Below are 18,213 nucleotides of genomic sequence, written 5' to 3' on the forward strand. Positions count from 1 at the left end.
TCAGGCGCCTTCGAGTGACTGGACGAGGGCGGCGATGTAGCCGTAGCAGAAGGCGAAGGCGACTCCGGTCGGGTCCCGGCCGCTGATGGTCGGAACATGATCGGGCATCAGCATGTATTGGTAGCCGACCTCCTTATAGACCTTCGCGGAGCGGACCATGTCCATGTCGCCCTCATCCGGGAAGGTCTCCATGAAGGAGAGCTTGCCACCGCGAATGTTGCGGAAATGGACGTTGAAAAGCTTGCCGCGCGTGCCGAACCAGCGGATGATGTCGTCGATCTCCTCGCGCGGATTGTCGAGCATCTCGCCGACCGATCCCTGGCAGAAATTCAGCCCGTGATAGGGGCTTTCACGCATCAGCACGAACTTCTTCAAGCCTTCCACGGAGCCGAGCACACGCGTGACGCCGCGATAACCCGGCGGTGTGTAGGGATCATGCGGGTGGCAAGCGAGGCGGACGCGATTGCTCTCCGCCACGGGCACAACCCGCTCCAGGAAATAATCGATGCGCTCCCAGTTCTCGTCTTCCGACAGGACGCCGGCAAGGCCGGGGGCGGCGTGGTGGTCCGCCTTGTCCCAGCGGAAGCTCGCATTCATCGAACCGCCGCGTCCAGGCTCTTCCGGCGTGCGCGGTATGCCGATGAGATTGAGATTGTATTTTGCCGCGGGGATGCCGGCCGCCGCCACATCTTCGATGAGCTTGCAGACCGCATCGATCTGGCGATCGCGATCCGGTCCGGCAAGTAGAATATCAGGATAGGATGCCTTTTCGATCGGTTGAGACGGCAAGGGAAGCTGGATCATATCCAGAATCAGCCCGAAACTCTCGACCTTGTCGCGAAGGCGCTCAAGGTCGGATAGCGTCCAGCTCTCCGGCTTTCCCGGCGGGTCCGCACATATATGCTTCAGCCCCAATTGCGCGAAAACGCGATAATCGTCGTCGTCGCGCGCCTCGACCTGTGTTCCTACATACACCGAGCGTCTCTCCCGTGAGATTGATCCATATCATATGACATAATATGAATTCTTAGAGGTGTCGAGAGCTATTGCCGCTCCGTGAGGAGGCGACACGCGCAATCGCTGATATCGAGCCGCCCCATCTCCGGCCTTATCAAATGCCACCCCATCTGGTACCTTTTACCGCCAAGCCATATGGCAACCGATCGATTGCCCGTTACGCCAGCTTCAGGCAACCCGGGTCTCATGTCGCCACTTTTGACCTCCGCTCATTCGCATCAGGTCATCCGCCTGGCCTTGCAAGCCATGCCGATTTTCGATAAATCATAATATGACATAAAGGCAACATCATACGTATTACATCGCACTCCCGGGGGGAGCCATATATGCGATCGCGTGCTGATCATGAAGGACGGGACCTTCGTCGATGAACTGACTAAGGCGGATTTGAAGGCCGGCACCACGCCTATACGCGCGAACTCTTCGAGGCGAGTTCCCTTTAAGTGGGCGTGACCGATAGCCGATCGCTCCATCTTCACGCGAAGGCAGATCGTCATCCGATTCCTATCGTGATCGTGATTACGATTTTCGTGGCCATGATTTTTCTACAACGGAATGCGGAAGTCCGAAGGACAGGTTGATGTAGGGCCATTCGCCTCGTTTCGATATGGTCCATGATGATGGTGGGTTTGCATTCATCATATGATCCTGTAATCGAAGACGGATGATGCACAAGTTTCTTGCTCTCCTCTTGATCGGTCTCACGCTTTCCGCATGCGAGCAACGCGGCACAGAGGCCGTGGATTGCCCGTCGCAAACCCCAAATCTGGAAGCTATGGGTCCCAATGGCGTGTATGAGTTCCGCGAGGATTGTGATCCCCATGCCTTGACATGCATCGATCCCAACAAGAAGGCGCGAACGGGTGACGGTACCGTCATCTGCAGGATCCGGAAGCAATAGGCGCCGTTGCCGGAACTTCGGAACGTCTGAGGACCATATGACCGAAGTCTGGGCGTTCAGATGGCACGCCCAGACGCAGCGCATCGAACATGTGTCGAAACAGCGGCGGCGACGAAATACGTTTATTGCAGCCGTGGCCTCAGGTGCCGGGAATTGGCTCCCAGGCAGAATTGCCGGTCCTGGAGAATTGAGGAATATGAGCGAGGCCCTGAATGAGGTCGCAATCGGATCCCAGCGTCTCCTGCCAGTCTCGGGCCTCGGTCAGGATAACGCCAATGCCGACAACTTCGGCTCCCGCCTTGCGCACCAATTCCAGCGAACCCTTGAGGCTTGACCCCGAGGCGACCACGTCGTCGACGACAAGCACGCGCTTGCCCTTGAGAAGGGGGATCGCGGCGCGGTCCAGCAGCAGGCGCTGCTCGCCCTTGGAAGTGATCGAGGAGATGCGTTGTTCCAGCGCATTTGCCAAATGGATCTTCGGCGACTTCTGCAGGACCACATAGTTGTCGAGGCCGAGCGCCCGCGTCACTTCAATGGCGACGGGAATGCCGAGTGTCGCCGTACCGACCACGATGTCGGGCTTGAGCGACGCGAACTTGGCGGCAAGCTTGATGCCGACGTGCTCACCGAATTTCACGCCGAGATCGATGACCATCATGAGGGAAATGGCAAAATCCGGTTTGATAGCCACGATCGGCAACTCGACGGCATAGCCAGCAACATCGACCTTCCAGTTCTGCCCGGTTCTAGGGTCCGCGGTCTCAGGGGTCATGGGCCTTATCCTTCATACTGAGGCGCTGCTCGACCATCAGGCCGACTTCTCGCCAGGTTGTTCGCTTGTGTTTCAGATCATACCCGTAAAGGGTGAGGGAAAACGAGATGGCGTGCGCCATGCGGATCGCCTGGACGAGCAGCGGAATGCCGCGTGCCAGCGCAAAACGCAATTTTGTCGGCAGGCTGACATTGTCGATCTCCATGCCGCGAGAACGCTGGGCGTCCGCAATGCGCTCGAAATCATCGCGCAGCATCGGAATGACGCCGAAGGTCAGTGATAGGACGAGCGTGGCGATGGACGGCAGCCTCGCAGCGCTTGCCGCCGCCAATATTTCGCCCGGCGAGCTTGTCTCCATGACGAAATAGAAGGCGGCAGTCGTGGTCACCAGCCTGGCGGCCATCGCCGCCGCGACCGACAAGGCTTCCGGCGTCGAAAGACCCTGCAGCCAGAGATTTATCATCCAGCTCACCATGACCATGCCGGTCAGCAGCGCGGCGCCCTTGAGGTAGCCGCGGAGCCCGGGAACCCTCAAGCTCCATAGAAGGGCCAGGCAGATAAGCGCAAGGGGTACTCCGAACCGCCAGCCCGGGGCAAACCAGGCGGCCATCATGATGATGAAGGCGATTCCCAGCTTGATGAAGAAATTGAGCTCATGAAGCCGCGTCATGCCATGCTCCACGCTGTCATATCGTAGGGTGCTTGCCATCCGAGAGAACCGAAGGTGCCGCTTTCCCAGCCGTCTTCGGGCGCCCCCATGAACGCGATCCTGCCATTGTCGAGGATCATCAGGCGGGTAGCCAGATCGTCGACCAATTCCAGATCGTGCGAGATCAGCATGACCGCCCGCCCCGAAGACTGCATCGACGAGATGAAACGTTCCAGCATTTGCCGGCCTTTGATGTCTCTGCTCAAAAGCGGCTCGTCGATGATGGCAACAAGCGCGCCGGTCGCATCGGCGCAAGCAAGCCCCAGCAATGCTTGCTGGCGGGCCGAAAGAGCAAACGGATTGGCTTCCGCCAGGTCGGAGAGTGCGTATCGCTCCAGCGCTGCCTTGGCGCGCGCAACGACGGCCGGGTCGCTCGACGATGCGCTCGACGCCGTAATGGCAAAGATCACCTCGCCGATTACGGTTATGTTGAACAGGATATGGCGCATGTTCTGGGGAATGTAGGCGATCTTGCGCGCCCTCGCCGCAACAGACCAGTCGTCGGCCTTTGTCCCGTCGAGAAGAATGGAACCCGAGGTGGTTTTCACCAGCCCGAGGATCGATTTGAACAGCGTCGTCTTGCCGGCACCATTGCGGCCGATGAGCGCCAGCACGTCCCCAGCCCGGATATCGAAACTGACGTCCTTCAATACCGGGTTGCCGCGCGATCGGGAAAGCTGGCTCGTCAGACCCGAAACGGTCAACAGCGGGCGACCCGGCTCAGCGGTCTGCCGCGCCGGCCGGGCGCGCATCGGTGGCAAAATGCCCGCGTCGATCCAGGCGGCGTCGTGCTTAAGCACCGTCTCCGGCGGCATGCTCGGAGAGACGCCGCCGCGACGCATCAGGGCAATGCTGTCTATTACGGAGCGGAGTGTCAAAGGGTCCTGCTCAGAGATCAGCAGTGTCGGGGTGCTGTCCAGCACTTTCAGCAGGATATTGGACAGCCGCACGCGCGCGGCGGGATCAAGCCCGGTCGTCGGTTCGTCCAGCACCAGAATCGATGGGCTCGAGACGATCGCCGCGGCGATGGTGACCATTCGCCGCTCACCCCCGGAAAGGGTGAGAACCCGACGGCCGCTCAGGGCCTGTAGCTCGAATTCGGCCATCAGTTCGGTCAGCCGGTCCCGAATCTCGTTGCGCTCGATGCCCTTGTTTTCCAGGGGAAAGGCGATGACGTCCTCGACGCAGATATCCCAAAGCTGGTCTTCGCTATTTTGCGACACGAAGCCAATCGTGCCGAACAGTTCCTTCTTTGTGAAGGAAAGCAGCGGGCGGCCAGCAAGCTCCACCTGCCCGGAGAATTCGGCAACTGGAATAAGGCGCGGAATGAGGCCGGCGGCAACGCCGAGCAATGTCGACTTGCCGCTGCCCGCTTCACCACAGACGAGAAGCCGCTGCCCCTCGTCAAGCATGAGATTGGTTTCGGCAAGCACCGGCGCAGCGCCGCCGAAACCGATCGTCAGATTAGCGATATTGAGCACTTGTTGATCCAGATCGGGTTCAGAAGCGCTTGAAACCGGATGGATGCGCACTCTTCAGGATTTTCATGGCCGGGATGATCAGAAGCGGCGTGCCGACAACCATCGGGACGATGTCGGACAAGCCGAGATAGCCAAAACCCCACCAGAACGGGAAAATGCCGAGATAGGCAAGGCTCGCAGACACCGCTGCCACCATAACGAGCCCGACGATAAGGCAGACCACGGCAATCTTGATCAGCCCACTGCGATCGAAGGTCGTCTTGGCAGGATCGAAAAGCAGCCCTGGCACGAGGCCGGTCAGGCCGACCATGATGCCGTCAACAAGAAGCGAATGCGCAGGTATGAAGGTGCCGGCCAGCAGCGACCAGACGATGGTGCCGAGATAGCCGCAAATGAAGCCGCTGCGCCAGCCGAGCAGAATGCCGATCACCGATGGCAGAAAGGCGAAAATGCGCCATTGAATGACGCCAGGCACGAGCTGGATTGGATTGGCATAAGCCCAAAGCACGCCAGTCGCGGCAGCCGACACGATCGAGAGTACGATAGGAAAGAGTGTATTGCCGTCGGTTTGTGAAACGGTCGCTGGTTGCATGATCTTGGTCCCTTTAAAAAGCAATTTCCAGAAATTCTCGGAAAACCCATTGGATGGTCCTCCGCGATCATTCAGGCGCAGTTTCGCGCTCTCTTATTGACGCATCCGATTACTCAGATCCCGGACTTCATCCAATCACGAACGGAGACCGGGACACCACACCCTACAGACCCTCGGGATCCCCCATAAACTACTGCTTCAGCCCCCTAAAACTCACAGGGACAATGGAGAAAAGGCCAGCGTAACGCGCGGTTTGGAATTGCAGTAGGAATGCAATGCCCGCGCACGGAAGTTCTCTCCAACATTCAAACGACGTATAGGAAATTCAAATCACGAAAACCACCCATGATTGCATATGGAACTTGATCTAGCACACGCAGTATCGGCAGGCCAATCCAATCACGCGCGTCGCGACCAACGCGAGCGACAAAGATAGTCGGCACCCTGCCTATATTCGCACGACGTCTTTCTCAGCCATGGAACGTTTCCGCCGGATCCGCGCGATCGGCTTGCTGACCGAAGCGCGATCTTCCGTCCAAGCATCCTTTTCGGTCGCGCCATCCGGCGTCGCCACTCCCTCGATAACATCAAACTGCGGAATGTGGCCCAGACTGGTCACCAGCTTGGCGTCCTCTCCGAGTAGCGTCCGCCAGGAATGACCTTCGGTCAGAATGGCGCCCGCACCAATTATGTTTGCGCCGGCACGACGCACGAGCCTGATCGCCGCCGCCATGCTGGAACCGGTGGCGATGACATCGTCGACAACCAGAACGCGTCTGCCCTGAAGCAGCCTTATCGAACGGCGATCCAGCAGAAGACGCTGTGGCATTGCGGTCGTGATGGAACGAACATCCTCGACCAAGGCGTCGGCAAGGTGAAATTTGGGTGATTTCTGCAAGATTACATATCGATCGATGCCAAGGCGCCGCGAGACCTCGATGGCGACCGGGACGCCCAAGGTCGCGCTGCCGACGACGATGTCGGGCCGCAACGGCGCAAAATGACGGGCCAGGGCCTCGCCGACGAGATCTCCGAACCGGATACCCATGTCGATGACCATCAGCAATGCGATTGCTCGCCGATCGCTCAGCTGGACGATCGGCAAGTTGAAATTCTCGCCTGCAACCTGCACCTGATGGGTTTGCGGGGTCTCCAGATACATGCTGCGGCCTTCTTGGCACATTGATTGCATTCAAATTATTGTCTTAATAGACACTAGATCACACAATTTTTACAACCAACAAAATTCGTCCGGTGTGTTTCCTTTTCTTCAACGAGGTATACTTCCGAATGAGCCGACTCCTGTTTTCTCGCTTCGCGCATTACCTCGACGAGATAGCCAACCATGGCTCGATCAGAAAAGCCGCGGAAAGACTGAATGTGTCGGCTTCGGCGATCAACAAGCAGCTCATCAGCGCAGAGGAGGAATTCGGTGTTGCCCTGTTCGAGCGCCTGCCGCGCGGCATGCGGCTGACATCGGCGGGCGAACTGCTCGTCAATGGCTACAGGGAATGGAATAAGGACCTTTCCCGCATCAAATCCGAGATCGAGGAACTGAAGGGACTACGCCGCGGCGAGGTGAAAATCGCGGCTTCCCAGGAAACCGTGCCCGATTTCCTGCCGGCAGTGATAGCGCGATTCACGAAGGACCACCCACGTATCCGCAATGCGATCGCAGTGGAGGATTCCGATCGCGTGCGACAGCTGGTCAGGGACGGGGACGCAGATTTCGGACTGACCTTCAGCCCCCTGCCCCTGCCGGGGGTCATTGTTACGCGCTCCGCCGATTTTCATCTCATCGCCATGCTGCCCGCAGGCGTAGAGCAGCAGGACAGCATCTCCATCGGCGAATTCTTCAAGAAGCCGACGATCGTTCCCGACACCAGCAGTCATCTACGTGATGTCGTTGATATTGCGGCGGCGCGTATCGACATCCGCTTTCAGCCTGTCTTGACGACCAACAGCTTGTCGCTCATGCGGTCCATGGTCCGCGAGGGCTGCGGTTTCGGGGTGACCGCGATCGCTTCCGGCATGCCCCTCCCGCATGAGGACGGATTGCACTATTCTCGCTTAGCCGACAGCGGCTTGCCGCCAATGATCCTTTCCTTGATCGTTGACCCCAGACGCAGCCTCTCGATGACATCCATCATTGCCCGCAGATATTTCGAGGAATATCTCGATGAGATCGCAGTTCGAGCCGGAAAGGCATCCGCGCATTCATTGGAATAGTCGCTCCCTTGTCTGGACAGGATGATCCTTGCTCGGCGGCGCTATCCATCACGGCGCTATCTCGCCTCCGTCGACCCATTATCAATCAAAGGTGGCAGGCATCGCATTTTTTACTCCAGCTTGAGATGTCAACGCTCATGTCATTTTCGTGAGCGGCAGGCCGGAGCGCTGGCGCGTAACGTTATTCATGCATCGCGGAAGTATTCGGGGGCCGCTAAAGCAAATGTGGCTCAATATATTCGGATTAGAGGCGTCGGGGACACGTCGCCGTTGAAGAAAAGGCAACACACCGAACGAATTTTGATGCTTGCAAAAGTTGCACAAGCTCGCGCCTATGGGGCCAATATCTTCTGCTGCTAATTCTCGAGGTGGCATGGGAATGGCGAATGATTATAGCCCATATGAATCCCATAGGAGAGCACGACCGCAGCTTCGCCTCGTTCGTGCGCAAGAACCGCACTTCGTCGAACGGCAAACGGAAGAAATTCCCATGCCAGAAGCCAAGTCATATCTTTTAAGCACGGTCGACGGAACGATCCGGACGGTGATGCTTCCCGCCGGCAACCGGATCGAGCACATCCGCAAGTTGGTCGGCTCCAGTGGGATCGATATCGTCCGCATCGCGGACTCCCATCTTCTCTATGCCGATAATAACGGCCTTATCGACGGACTTTCCAGCATAGCGGATTTGAAAGATCACCCCTCGCCGCTGGCCGGCAATCTTTTGATCGTCGGCAAGGATGAAAGCGGCAAGACCACAAGCGTCAGTGCCAACATCGACGAGGTCGCTTCCTGGTTCACGATCATTCGTCCGGTTTTCCTGCCCGTTTTCGAAACCGTGCGCGAATCTCAAATTCTCAGCACGCGCGTCATCCGTCTGGATGTTCGCATTGAACGCTCGATCCCGAACATCATAGAATAAGGCGCGAGAAGATTTGGCATCGCAGCGCAAATTAGAAATATCTATTATATTTTTTTCCACGATACCCCGCTGACGGGATGTGAAGAGCATCGCTCGTCAACCTGTTTCCCGATAGCCGCATAACATAATCAGCGCCCATCCGGCAGATAAAGAGCCTCATTTAGGATCAGACAACGCCGCGCGATCAGCCCAATTCCACGAAGCAAGCTTGTCAGCTCTGGTTTCGAGTGCCATTGGTCTGGAAACGATAAGTGACGACAACAAGCAGCTTTCACATGAAACTTGATGCAATCGATCTGCGGATACTGGACGCCATTCAGCGCGATGGCCGCATCACCAAGCTCGCGCTGGCCGATAAGGTGGGATTGTCGCCGACACCATGCTGGCTCCGCCTTCGAAAGCTGGAAAAGGCTGGAATTATCACCGGTTACCATGCACATCTGGCACTGCGGCGTCTTGCTCCGATCGCCAGCGTCATGGTCGAGGTCACGCTCGCCAATCATCGCCAGGCGGATTTCGAGCGCTTCGAACGAACGGTCGCGGCGACGCCGGAGATCGTTGCCTGCTGGGCCGTCGGCGGTGGCGTCGATTACATCCTGAAGATCATGGCGGCAGATATCGATGCCTATCAGCGTCTGATCGACGACCTCCTAAATCGCGACCTCGGCATCGAACGCTATTTCACATACATCGTGACCAAGACCGTGAAGGAAGAAACGGTGCTTCCCGTCGCCGACCTGCTTTCCCCGGATGCGCCTGGCGGCGAATAGAGAGATTCTCTAGAGACACCATTCACTTTAGGTCCTTTCTCTCTTCCAACCGCCAGCAATGGACAATCTCTCGCGGCGTTCCATGGCAGCATCGGGTATCTGGAACGAGAGACCCGACCATGACCGCGCTCCACGCTCGCGCCACCTATCATGAAGCCCTTTCAAGGCTGAACGACCGCCATCTGCTGCGAGATCTTTCCTATATTGCCGGTCGTTGGGTCGCCGGCAAAGCCAATCAAAGCTTCGAGGTCACGGACCCTGCATCGTCCGCGACGCTTGCCTGGGTTGCCAGTCTCGACAGGCAGGAGACCATCGGCGCCATCGATACTGCCGCGCGTGCCTTTGCCGCCTGGCGTTCGCTTCTGCCGCAGCAGCGATCAGCGATTCTGCGCAAGTGGTATGAACTCATGCTGGAGGCACGCGAGGATCTGGCGCTCATCATGACGCTGGAACAAGGCAAGCCGCTCGCCGAATCCCGCGGCGAGATCGATTACGCCGCAGGCTTCATCGAATGGTATGCCGAGGAGTCAAAGCGCATCAATGCTGAGAGCGTGACCAGCCATCTGCCAAATGCCGAAATGATCGTGCGCCGGGAAGCGCTTGGCGTCGTCGGCATCGTCACCCCCTGGAACTTTCCTTCCGCCATGATCACGCGTAAGGCCGCTGCAGCGCTTGCGGCCGGCTGCACCGTCGTCGCTCATCCGTCGTCCGAAACTCCGCTATCGGCGCTGGCCCTTGCCGAACTCGGCGAACGTGCCGGGCTTCCGGCCGGTGTGTTCAATGTCGTGACCGGTGATGCCGCAACCATCGTCGGCGCCTTCTGCGACGACCTCCGGGTCAGGGCATTGAGCTTCACCGGCTCGACCGGCATCGGCAAGATGATCGCCGGCCAGTGTGCCAGGACAATGAAGCGTCTTGTGATGGAGCTTGGCGGCCATGCGCCCTTGATCGTCTTCGACGATGCGGATCTCGACCGCGCCGTCGATATCGCTATCAGTGCCAAATTCGCGACCTCCGGTCAGGACTGCCTCGCCGCCAACCGTATCTTCGTCCAGCGCCCGATCATGGACGCTTTCGTTACGGCTTTCGCCAAGCGCATCGAAGCTCTTAAGGTCGGGAACGGATTGGATGGCACCTCCGACATCGGGCCGCTCATGCATGAACGTGCGGTTGCCAAGGTCGAGGAGCAGGTCAGGGACGCCTTGCAGCATGGCGCAAGGCTCGTTACCGGCGGCAAGCGCCATGCGGCCGGCTCCCTCTTCTTCCAGCCGACCCTGCTCGTCGAGCCTGCGCCGGACGCGTTGATCATGCACGAAGAAACCTTCGGACCGGTCGCAGCCGTCAGCGTCTTCGACAGCGAGGACGAGGTGGTGGCCCGGGCTAACAACACGGAATATGGCCTCGTCGCCTACGTTGTCACGGCCAACGGTGCGCGGCAGATGCGGCTTGGCCGATCGCTTGAATACGGCATGGTGGCCATCAACCGCGTGAAGATCACGGGCGGCCCAATTCCCTTCGGCGGCTGGAAGCAATCCGGTCTCGGCCGCGAAGGCTCCCGCCACGGCATCGAGGCTTTCACCGAGCTCAAATATCTCTGCGTCGACACGACAGCCTGACGCCGCGAATAAAAAAGAAGGAACGAGAATATGTTGGACAAGCGCAACGAATTGAATGCCTGGGACAGGGACCATTTCTTCCATCCCTCGACCCACATGGGAATGCATGCGCGCGGCGAAACTCCGACGCGCGTCATCGCCGGCGCCGAAGGCGTCTACATCACGGATACCACTGGCAAGAAGAGCCTCGATGCCTTTGCCGGCCTTTATTGCGTCAATGTCGGCTATGGAAGGGAGAAAATCGCCAATGCAATCGCCGAGCAGGCAAGGAACCTTGCCTATTACCACGCCTATGTCGGCCACGGCACGGAAGCTTCCATCACGCTTTCGAAGATGATCATCGACCGCGCCCCGGAAGGCATGAGCCGCGTCTATTTCGGGCTTTCCGGGTCCGATGCCAACGAGACCAACATCAAGCTCATCTGGTACTACAACAATATTCTCGGCCGACCGGAAAAGAAGAAGATCATTTCGCGCTGGCGCGGCTATCATGGCTCAGGCGTCATGACGGGCAGCCTCACCGGTCTCGAACTGTTCCACAAGGCCTTCGACCTGCCACGTGCGCCGATCCTCCACACCGAGGCGCCCTATTTCTTCCGCCGCGCCGACCGCGCGATGAACGAGGAACAATTCGCGCAGCATTGCGCGGACAGACTGGAGGAGATGATCCTCGCTGAAGGTCCGGAGACGGTCGCGGCCTTTATCGGCGAGCCGATCCTCGGCACCGGCGGCATCGTTCCGCCACCGAAGACCTACTGGCAGAAGATCCAGGCCGTCCTCGACAAATATGACGTGCTGCTCGTCGCCGACGAGGTCGTCACCGGCTTCGGCCGTCTCGGCACGATGTTCGGCTCCGATCATTACGGTATGAAGCCGGATCTGATCACCATCGCCAAGGGCCTGACTTCCGCCTATGCGCCGCTTTCGGGCAGCATCGTCTCCGACAAGATGTGGCAGGTTCTCGTGCAGGGATCCGACCAGCTGGGCGCCATCGGTCATGGCTGGACCTATTCGGCGCATCCGATCTGCGCGGCTGCTGGTATCGCCAATCTCGAGCTGGTCGACGAACTCGGCATCGTCGAAAATGCAGGCTCTACCGGCGCCTATTTCCGCTCCGAACTCGCCAAGGCCGTCGGCGGCCACAGGCATGTCGGCGAGGTTCGTGGCGACGGGCTGATGGCGGCCATCGAATTCGTCGAGGACAAGGATGATCGCAAGTTCTTCGATCCCGCGCAGAAGATCGGACCGCAGGTGGCGTCGGCATTGCTCGAGCGCGGTGTCATCGGCCGCGCCATGCCGCAAGGAGACATCCTCGGCTTTGCGCCGCCGCTATGCCTGACGCGCGAGGAAGCCGATATCGTCGTCAAGGCGGCGGCCGGCGCCATCGAAAGCGTATTTTCGAATCGCTGATCCGCTCCTGACGAGGCGACCCTGCACATCCTACGCCAATGGCGCGGCCTGTTGTTGACAAAAGGCCGCGCCATTGCATTCGGTCGTCGCCATCCGGTGCCGAATGGTGTACATGGACTCCTGTAATTGTACCGGATCAATCCATGTATCGTCATGATTCAAAAAGCCAGGACAATGGCGCCTGGAAGCCCGTCCTTCAGCATCGCAAGGGCGTGACCAAGCACAAGCTGCTCACCGACAAGATCATCTCCGACATCGATGACGGCATTCTGCCCGTCCACGCGCAGATGCCAACGCATCGCGATCTTGCCCATGCACTGGGAATTTCCGTCCAAACCGTGAGTTTGAGCTACAAGGAGGCGGAGCGCCGCGGCTACCTGCGCGGCGAGGTGGGGCGCGGCACCTTCGTGCGCAGCCGCGTCACCGAACGCGCCGACAGCTTCATGCTCGATCGCGATCCGAGCGGCAGCGCCGATCTCTCCATCATCCGAGCTGTCTATACCGAGGCGCATGAGCGATCGGCCCGTGAACTGATGCAGGCGCTTGCCGAAAGCGACAATAGCAGCTTCATGCGGCCCTGCCGGCCGATCGCCGGCCTCGATGCCCATCGCGCCGCGGCGCAGGTCTGGCTCGCCGGCTTGTCGGTGAAGACCGATCCAGACCGGATCCTGATCACGAATGGCGCGGCGCACGGGCTTTTCCTTGCCGTCGCTTCGGTCGTTCGTCCCGACGAAGTGGTCCTGACCGAGAGCCTGACCGATCACGGCATCATCGGCCTTGCCAATGTTCTCGGCTTTACGCTGCGTGGTCTTCCGACCGATCGCGAGGGTATCCTGCCCGAGGCCTTCGAGGCGGCCTGTGCCATCGGCGACGTAACGGCGCTTGTCATCGTTTCCTCGCTTGGCAATCCCACCAGCCATGTCATGGGGGCCGAGCGTCGGCGTGCAATCGCGGATATCGCCCGCCGGCATGGTGTCTTCGTCATCGAGGATGAGGTTTACAAGCCGATGCTGCGCGATCCCCTTCCCTCGATGGCGGACCTCATACCCGAGCTCGGCTTCTTCGTGACCAGCTTCACGAAATCCGTGATGACTGGATTGCGCATCGGCTATCTCGTCGTGCCGGCGCATTATTCGATCCGCGCCGCTTCGATCCTGCGCGTCACCGGATGGAGCGCCACTAACGTCGTCGCCGAAATGGCGTCGCGCTGGGTGTTGGATGGGACGGCGCAAGCCCTGCTTGCCGTCCAGCGAAGCGAGGCGGAGGCCCGGCAGGCGATCGTCTCCGATGTGCTGACGCCATTCGTCGCCGGCAGCCATTCGCTGTCGCTTTGTGCCTGGCTTTCTGTTCCGGAACGTTGGACCGAGGAAGGCCTCGTGCGGGCGCTTGCCCGCAAAGGCGTGGCGGTCACGCCATCCGATCCGTTCGTCGCCGGTGGAGAGCGGCCAGTCGGAGGCATCCGCATCTGTCTCGGCGGCCGCCTCTCCCATTCCGCCCTCCGCTCGGCGCTCGAAACCGTTCGCGGCACGTTCGAACAGCTGCCGCCCGTCTTCGATGTGGGATCGATCGTTTAGCCTTGCCGCAGCTCAATCCCATCAAAGAATGGAGCGCAGAAACTCCTTGGTGCGGTTTTCCTTCGGCGCGCTGAAGATATCTTCCGGCTTGCCTTGCTCGCAGATACGGCCCTTGTCGAAAAAGCAGACGCGATCGGAGACTTCGCGGGCAAAGCGCATCTCATGGGTGACGAGCAGCATGGTCAGATCGTGTTCATGGGCGAGATCGCGGATGACGCCGAGCACCTCGCCGACGAGCTGCGGATCGAGCGCCGATGTCGGCTCGTCGAACAACAACACCCTTGGACGCATGGCGAGCGCGCGGGCGATCGCGACGCGCTGCTGCTGACCGCCGGAAAGCTGACTTGGATAATGATCCTTCTTCTCCGAAAGTCCGACCATGCGCAAAAGCTCGACCGCCCGGCACTCGGCCTCCGCCCGGCCAAGCCCGAGCACGCGTGTCGGCGCTTCGACGACGTTGCGCAGCACGGTCATGTGCGGAAACAGGTTGAAGCTCTGGAACACCATGCCGACATGGGTACGGATCTGGCGCAGATGCGCCTCGCTGGCAAGGAAACGACCACGGCCGTTATCCTGATGATAGGACATACCGGCCAGATGCAGGGTGCCTTCCTGGAAAGGTTCGAGCGTCATCAGGATGCGCAGGACCGTCGATTTTCCAGAACCGGAAGGACCGATCAACGTCACCTTCTCGCCGGGCGTGACGTCGAAGCAAAAATTGTCGAGAACGGTCAGGTGGCCGTAGCGCTTGGTCACATCTTGAAAGCGGATCAGTGGTTGCGTCATTTGAGAGCAATTCCGTTTTTCGGCAACGCCTTTTCGAGCCAATGAATGGCCGCCGAACAGACGAGCGTGAGGATGAGAAAGATCAGGCCGACAAGGGAGAGCGGCACCAGATACTCGAACGTCCGATCCCCGATAAGATTGGCGAGGTTGAGCATATCAACCACCGTGACGACGGACAGGACCGGTGTCTCCTTCAACATGGACACGAGATAGTTGCCCATGGCCGGAATGATGCGGGGAATGGCCTGTGGGATTATGATATCCCAATAGGTGCGGCCGCGGCTGAGATTGAGCGCCGTCGCAGCTTCCCATTGTCCGAGCGACACGGCATCAAGGCCGCCGCGATAGACCTCCGACGTATAGGCCGAATACTGCAGACCGAGCGCCAACGCACCGGTCAGGAAGGCCGGCAGGACGATGCCGTAGATCGGCAGGACGTAATAGAGGAAGAAGAGTTGGACGAGCAGCGGCGTATCGCGCAGGAACTCGATGACGAAAGCCGTAGGCCAGGAGATCACCGCGAAGCGGCTGCGCCGCAGCAAGGCGAAGACAAGGCCGAGAACAAGCGCGATCGCAAAGCCGGCGGCCGCCGCCTCCAGCGTGACGATCAGTCCGATGCCAAGGATCGGCAGGATCGACAATGCGAAAGACAGCGTCGTCGACGTATCCCAGGTGAAGCCATACATCATGCCGGCGCCCTCCCCGGGAAGGCGACGCCACGACGAAGAATCGTCTCCAGCCAGCGCATGAAGGCAACCAGAATGAGCGCCATGATGAAATATCCGATGAGCGTCAGCGAGTAGATCGTCACGCTGTCGAGCGTGATGTTGCGCAATTGCTGCGCCTCAAAGGTGAGATCGCTGATCGAGATCAGCGACACCAATGCGGTGTCCTTCAGATTCTGGACGGCGAGATTACCGAAGGCCGGCATCATTTCGACCACGGCCTGCGGCAGGACGATATGGAAGAGTGTCTGGCCGTGCCCGAAATTCAAGGCGCGCGCCGCCTCATGCTGTGTGTCGGGAACGGCCTGCAACGCCCCGCGCACCACCTCCGCGCCATAGGCGCCGATGTTGAGCGCCAGGCCGGCGATGCCCGTGGTGATGGGATCGAAGGAAATCCCGATCAGCGGCAGCGCGTAATAGAGCCAGAAAAGCTGCACCAGAAGCGACGTACCGCGAAAGATTTCGATATAGACGATCGCGATTGCGGAGAGCAGCCGCCCTCCGGCAAAGCGCGCAAGGCCGGCCGCAAAGGCGAGAATCGCGCCCAGGAACATCGAGGCGACGGCGATGAGCGCCGTCACCTCCGCGCCCTTCAGCAATGCCGGCAGATAGTGGGTCCAGCTCATGTCCGGGTCACCTCCGTTCCAGTATGGGAGGGGCCGAACGACCCGGCAATCGTCCGCGGATGGCCGCCGGGTCGCTCTCGATTATCGATAGGCTCATTTGCCCGCGCACAGATCTTCGGTGCTCTTCGTGCGCGCGGCCTCGACGCTTTCGGCGCTGAGACCGTAGGACATCAGGATTTTCTTGTAGTCGTCAGTCTTCTTGAAAGCCTCGAGAGCGGTATTGAAGGCCTTGTAGAGATCCTTGTCCTCGGGCCGGAAATCAAAGCCGCCATAGCTTCTGACGGATTTCCCGTTGATGACCGGATCCGTGAACGGCTCTGCGTGCTCGACATTCGTGCTGCCCTGAACGAGCTTGGCGACGGTCAGCTCGGTTGCCGCATAGGCGTCGGCGCGGCCGGTCTGGATCGTGGACAGCGCATCCGCATTCGCCTGGATCATGACGATCTGGGACTCCGGAATGCCGAGACCATGGAAGAAATCGAGCTGATCGGCACCCGATACGATCGCGACCTTGAGCGACGGATCCTTCTTGATATCCTCATAGGAATGCAGCTTCTTCGGATTGCCCTTCGGCACCAATAACCCCTCGCCGTAGCTCGAATTCGGCGTGGTGAATTGCACCTGCTTGCAGCGCTCCGGCAGGATGTTCTGCTCGGCGGCAACGAAGTCGAAGCGCTTGGCCTTCAGGCCGGGGATCAGCGACCCGAATGGCGTTACGGTCCAGTCGACTTCCTTGACACCCATCGACTTCAGCACGGCGGCGGCAACATCGGGACCAATGCCCTTGGCGGCACCGCTCTCGTCCATATAGCTATAGGGAACCTCATTGGCGCTGGCGCCGCGGATGTAGCCATCCTTCTTGATCTGCTCGAGGCTGGCGGCATGGGCTGAAACAGCGAGGCCGAGGGTCAGACCCATGGCGGTAAGGCTGCGGTAAAAATTCGATCTCATGGTTCACTCCTCTGTGGTTGAAATTCGTCATCGGCTGTCCGGTTTTCCGGATCTTTGCCAACAACGGGGTGGTGACCCGCGCCGCGCAGTCGCGGCGCGGCAATTCAGGGGCCTCCCGTCAATGTTGCGACGACGGCCAGACAATCCCCGGTCTTGATGAGACCGGGAAAATGACGTGCGGCGAGAACGCCATCCAGTGCCGCCCGATAGTCCGAGGGCTCCGATCCGGTGCGTCCAATCGGATGGATACGGGCGATGATTTCTCCTCGCGAAACCTTCTCACCCAGGTCCTTGAGCGGTTCGAATAGGCCGTCGCCATCGGAAAAGATGAAGCAGTCCGACGACGGCATGTCGAGCCATTGCGTCGCTTCGATCTCCGGAGCGCCTGCAAGGATTCCGGCGTGCTTCAGCACATTCAATACGCCGCGCTTGGCAATGGAAGCCGTGCGCGCCGATATAGTTCCACCGCCCGAAAGCTCCGTGGTCACAAAGACCTTGCCCATTTCCTCGGCCGTTGTGTCGTACATGCCGACAGCATCGATCTCGATCATGCGCATGGAATAGGGCGCGGAGAACGCGGCAACGCTGGCGAAGCAGGCCTTTTCCTGCCCTTTGTCCGGCAACTCATGCGCTGCGGCGTACGGCAGGAAATCAAGCGTACGGCCGCCCGAATGAAAGTCGAGCACGATATCGGCCAACGGCAGCAGGTAGCGCGTGAAGTAGTCCGCGATCTTCTCGGTCACGCTGCCGTCGGGCCGACCGGGGAAGCTTCGATTGAGATTGCCCTTGTCGATCGGCGAGGTACGGGTGCCCGCTCGGAACGCAGGGTAGTTCATCGCCGGAACGATGATGATCCTACCCTTGATCTCCTCCGGCTTCAGCGTCCGGGCGAGATCGAAGAGGGCAACGGGCCCTTCATATTCATCGCCATGATTGGCGCCAGTTAAAAGCGCCGTCGGCCCCTCGCCGTTCCTGATGACGCAGATGGGGATCATGATCGAACCCCAGGCGGAATCGTCGCGCGACCAGGGAAGGCGCAGATGCCCGTGCTGGATGCCGTCGCGATCGAAATCGACGGTCGGCGTGATCGGCGATGGACGTTTGGATATGCTCATGCTGTTCATCTCAGGCG

At 59.5% G+C, this 18,213-nt stretch carries 17 protein-coding genes and 1 pseudogene; 7 read left to right on the forward strand and 11 right to left on the reverse strand.

All coding sequences use genetic code 11. The features are described from left to right. A complete protein-coding gene (locus AC13RC_RS07995; RefSeq protein WP_113353222.1) occupies nt 1–975 on the reverse strand; it encodes a mannonate dehydratase in 975 nt (324 codons plus the stop codon). Nucleotides 976–1,338: 363 nt separating this feature from the next. Between AC13RC_RS07995 and AC13RC_RS08000 the strand changes: the two are divergent. Beyond that, a pseudogene (locus AC13RC_RS08000) lies at nt 1,339–1,460 on the forward strand (ABC transporter ATP-binding protein); the annotation flags it as partial. A gap of 597 nt (nt 1,461–2,057) precedes the next feature. Here the strand turns inward: AC13RC_RS08000 and AC13RC_RS08005 are convergent. The 5 genes from AC13RC_RS08005 to AC13RC_RS08025 all read right to left on the reverse strand — a co-directional run bounded on the left by AC13RC_RS08005 (nt 2,058) and on the right by AC13RC_RS08025 (nt 6,634). Further along, nucleotides 2,058–2,690 (reverse strand): phosphoribosyltransferase family protein, encoded by a 633-nt coding sequence (locus tag AC13RC_RS08005; protein ID WP_113331104.1) that lies wholly within the window; start codon nt 2,688–2,690, stop codon nt 2,058–2,060. Further along, a complete protein-coding gene (locus AC13RC_RS08010; protein ID WP_113388742.1) occupies nt 2,680–3,360 on the reverse strand; it encodes an energy-coupling factor transporter transmembrane component T family protein in 681 nt (226 codons plus the stop codon). Before AC13RC_RS08010 ends, AC13RC_RS08005 begins: the two co-directional genes overlap by 11 nt. Then, nucleotides 3,357–4,880, reverse strand: a complete 1,524-nt coding sequence (locus AC13RC_RS08015) for an ABC transporter ATP-binding protein (RefSeq protein ID WP_488556865.1) — start codon at nt 4,878–4,880, stop codon at nt 3,357–3,359. Before AC13RC_RS08015 ends, AC13RC_RS08010 begins: the two co-directional genes overlap by 4 nt. Before the next feature lie 19 nt (nt 4,881–4,899). After that, the gene (locus AC13RC_RS08020) at nt 4,900–5,472 is read right to left on the reverse strand and encodes an aminotriazole resistance protein (protein ID WP_488556866.1); all 573 of its coding nucleotides are present in this window, start codon (nt 5,470–5,472) and stop codon (nt 4,900–4,902) included. 448 nt (nt 5,473–5,920) lie between these two features. After that, entirely contained in the window at nt 5,921–6,634 is a 714-nt protein-coding gene (locus AC13RC_RS08025) for a phosphoribosyltransferase family protein (RefSeq protein WP_113353559.1), read from the reverse strand. 128 nt (nt 6,635–6,762) lie between these two features. On the opposite strand from AC13RC_RS08025, the gene AC13RC_RS08030 reads away from it, so the two are divergent. From AC13RC_RS08030 to ehuR, 6 genes are all read left to right on the forward strand, one after another. Beyond that, complete coding sequence (locus AC13RC_RS08030; protein WP_113353227.1) at nt 6,763–7,701, forward strand: LysR family transcriptional regulator; 939 nt, start codon at nt 6,763–6,765, stop codon at nt 7,699–7,701. A 490-nt stretch (nt 7,702–8,191) separates the two neighbouring features. Continuing rightward, nucleotides 8,192–8,623: a DUF3846 domain-containing protein gene (locus tag AC13RC_RS08035; RefSeq protein ID WP_113353228.1), complete on the forward strand. Its 432-nt coding sequence runs from the start codon at nt 8,192–8,194 to the stop codon at nt 8,621–8,623. A gap of 275 nt (nt 8,624–8,898) precedes the next feature. Continuing rightward, entirely contained in the window at nt 8,899–9,393 is a 495-nt protein-coding gene (locus AC13RC_RS08040; protein WP_113353229.1) for an Lrp/AsnC family transcriptional regulator, read from the forward strand. Between the two features lie 119 nt (nt 9,394–9,512). After that, nucleotides 9,513–11,009 (forward strand): NAD-dependent succinate-semialdehyde dehydrogenase, encoded by a 1,497-nt coding sequence (locus tag AC13RC_RS08045; protein ID WP_488556867.1) that lies wholly within the window; start codon nt 9,513–9,515, stop codon nt 11,007–11,009. Between the two features lie 30 nt (nt 11,010–11,039). Beyond that, the gene (locus AC13RC_RS08050; RefSeq protein WP_488556868.1) at nt 11,040–12,419 is read left to right on the forward strand and encodes an aminotransferase; all 1,380 of its coding nucleotides are present in this window, start codon (nt 11,040–11,042) and stop codon (nt 12,417–12,419) included. A 143-nt stretch (nt 12,420–12,562) separates the two neighbouring features. Then, nucleotides 12,563–13,993: a MocR-like ectoine utilization transcription factor EhuR gene (gene ehuR, locus AC13RC_RS08055; RefSeq protein WP_488556869.1), complete on the forward strand. Its 1,431-nt coding sequence runs from the start codon at nt 12,563–12,565 to the stop codon at nt 13,991–13,993. A gap of 21 nt (nt 13,994–14,014) precedes the next feature. Here the strand turns inward: ehuR and ehuA are convergent, their stop codons facing one another. The 5 genes from ehuA to doeB form a co-directional block, all read right to left on the reverse strand. Then, nucleotides 14,015–14,779: an ectoine/hydroxyectoine ABC transporter ATP-binding protein EhuA gene (gene ehuA / locus AC13RC_RS08060; protein ID WP_488556870.1), complete on the reverse strand. Its 765-nt coding sequence runs from the start codon at nt 14,777–14,779 to the stop codon at nt 14,015–14,017. Continuing rightward, nucleotides 14,776–15,468 carry an ectoine/hydroxyectoine ABC transporter permease subunit EhuD gene (gene ehuD, locus AC13RC_RS08065; RefSeq protein WP_113353234.1) on the reverse strand — a complete coding sequence of 231 codons (693 nt, stop codon included), beginning with the start codon at nt 15,466–15,468 and terminating at the stop codon, nt 14,776–14,778. The genes ehuA and ehuD overlap by 4 nt, the downstream gene beginning before the upstream one ends. Beyond that, nucleotides 15,465–16,130 (reverse strand): ectoine/hydroxyectoine ABC transporter permease subunit EhuC, encoded by a 666-nt coding sequence (ehuC, locus tag AC13RC_RS08070; RefSeq protein WP_113388744.1) that lies wholly within the window; start codon nt 16,128–16,130, stop codon nt 15,465–15,467. The genes ehuD and ehuC overlap by 4 nt, the downstream gene beginning before the upstream one ends. A gap of 93 nt (nt 16,131–16,223) precedes the next feature. Beyond that, entirely contained in the window at nt 16,224–17,081 is an 858-nt protein-coding gene (ehuB, locus tag AC13RC_RS08075; protein WP_488556871.1) for an ectoine/hydroxyectoine ABC transporter substrate-binding protein EhuB, read from the reverse strand. Nucleotides 17,082–17,185: 104 nt separating this feature from the next. Further along, complete coding sequence (doeB, locus tag AC13RC_RS08080) at nt 17,186–18,205, reverse strand: N(2)-acetyl-L-2,4-diaminobutanoate deacetylase DoeB (RefSeq protein ID WP_488556872.1); 1,020 nt, start codon at nt 18,203–18,205, stop codon at nt 17,186–17,188. Nucleotides 18,206–18,213: the final 8 nt, after the last annotated feature.

Source organism: Martinezella sp. CNPSo 3890, assembly GCF_057784455.1.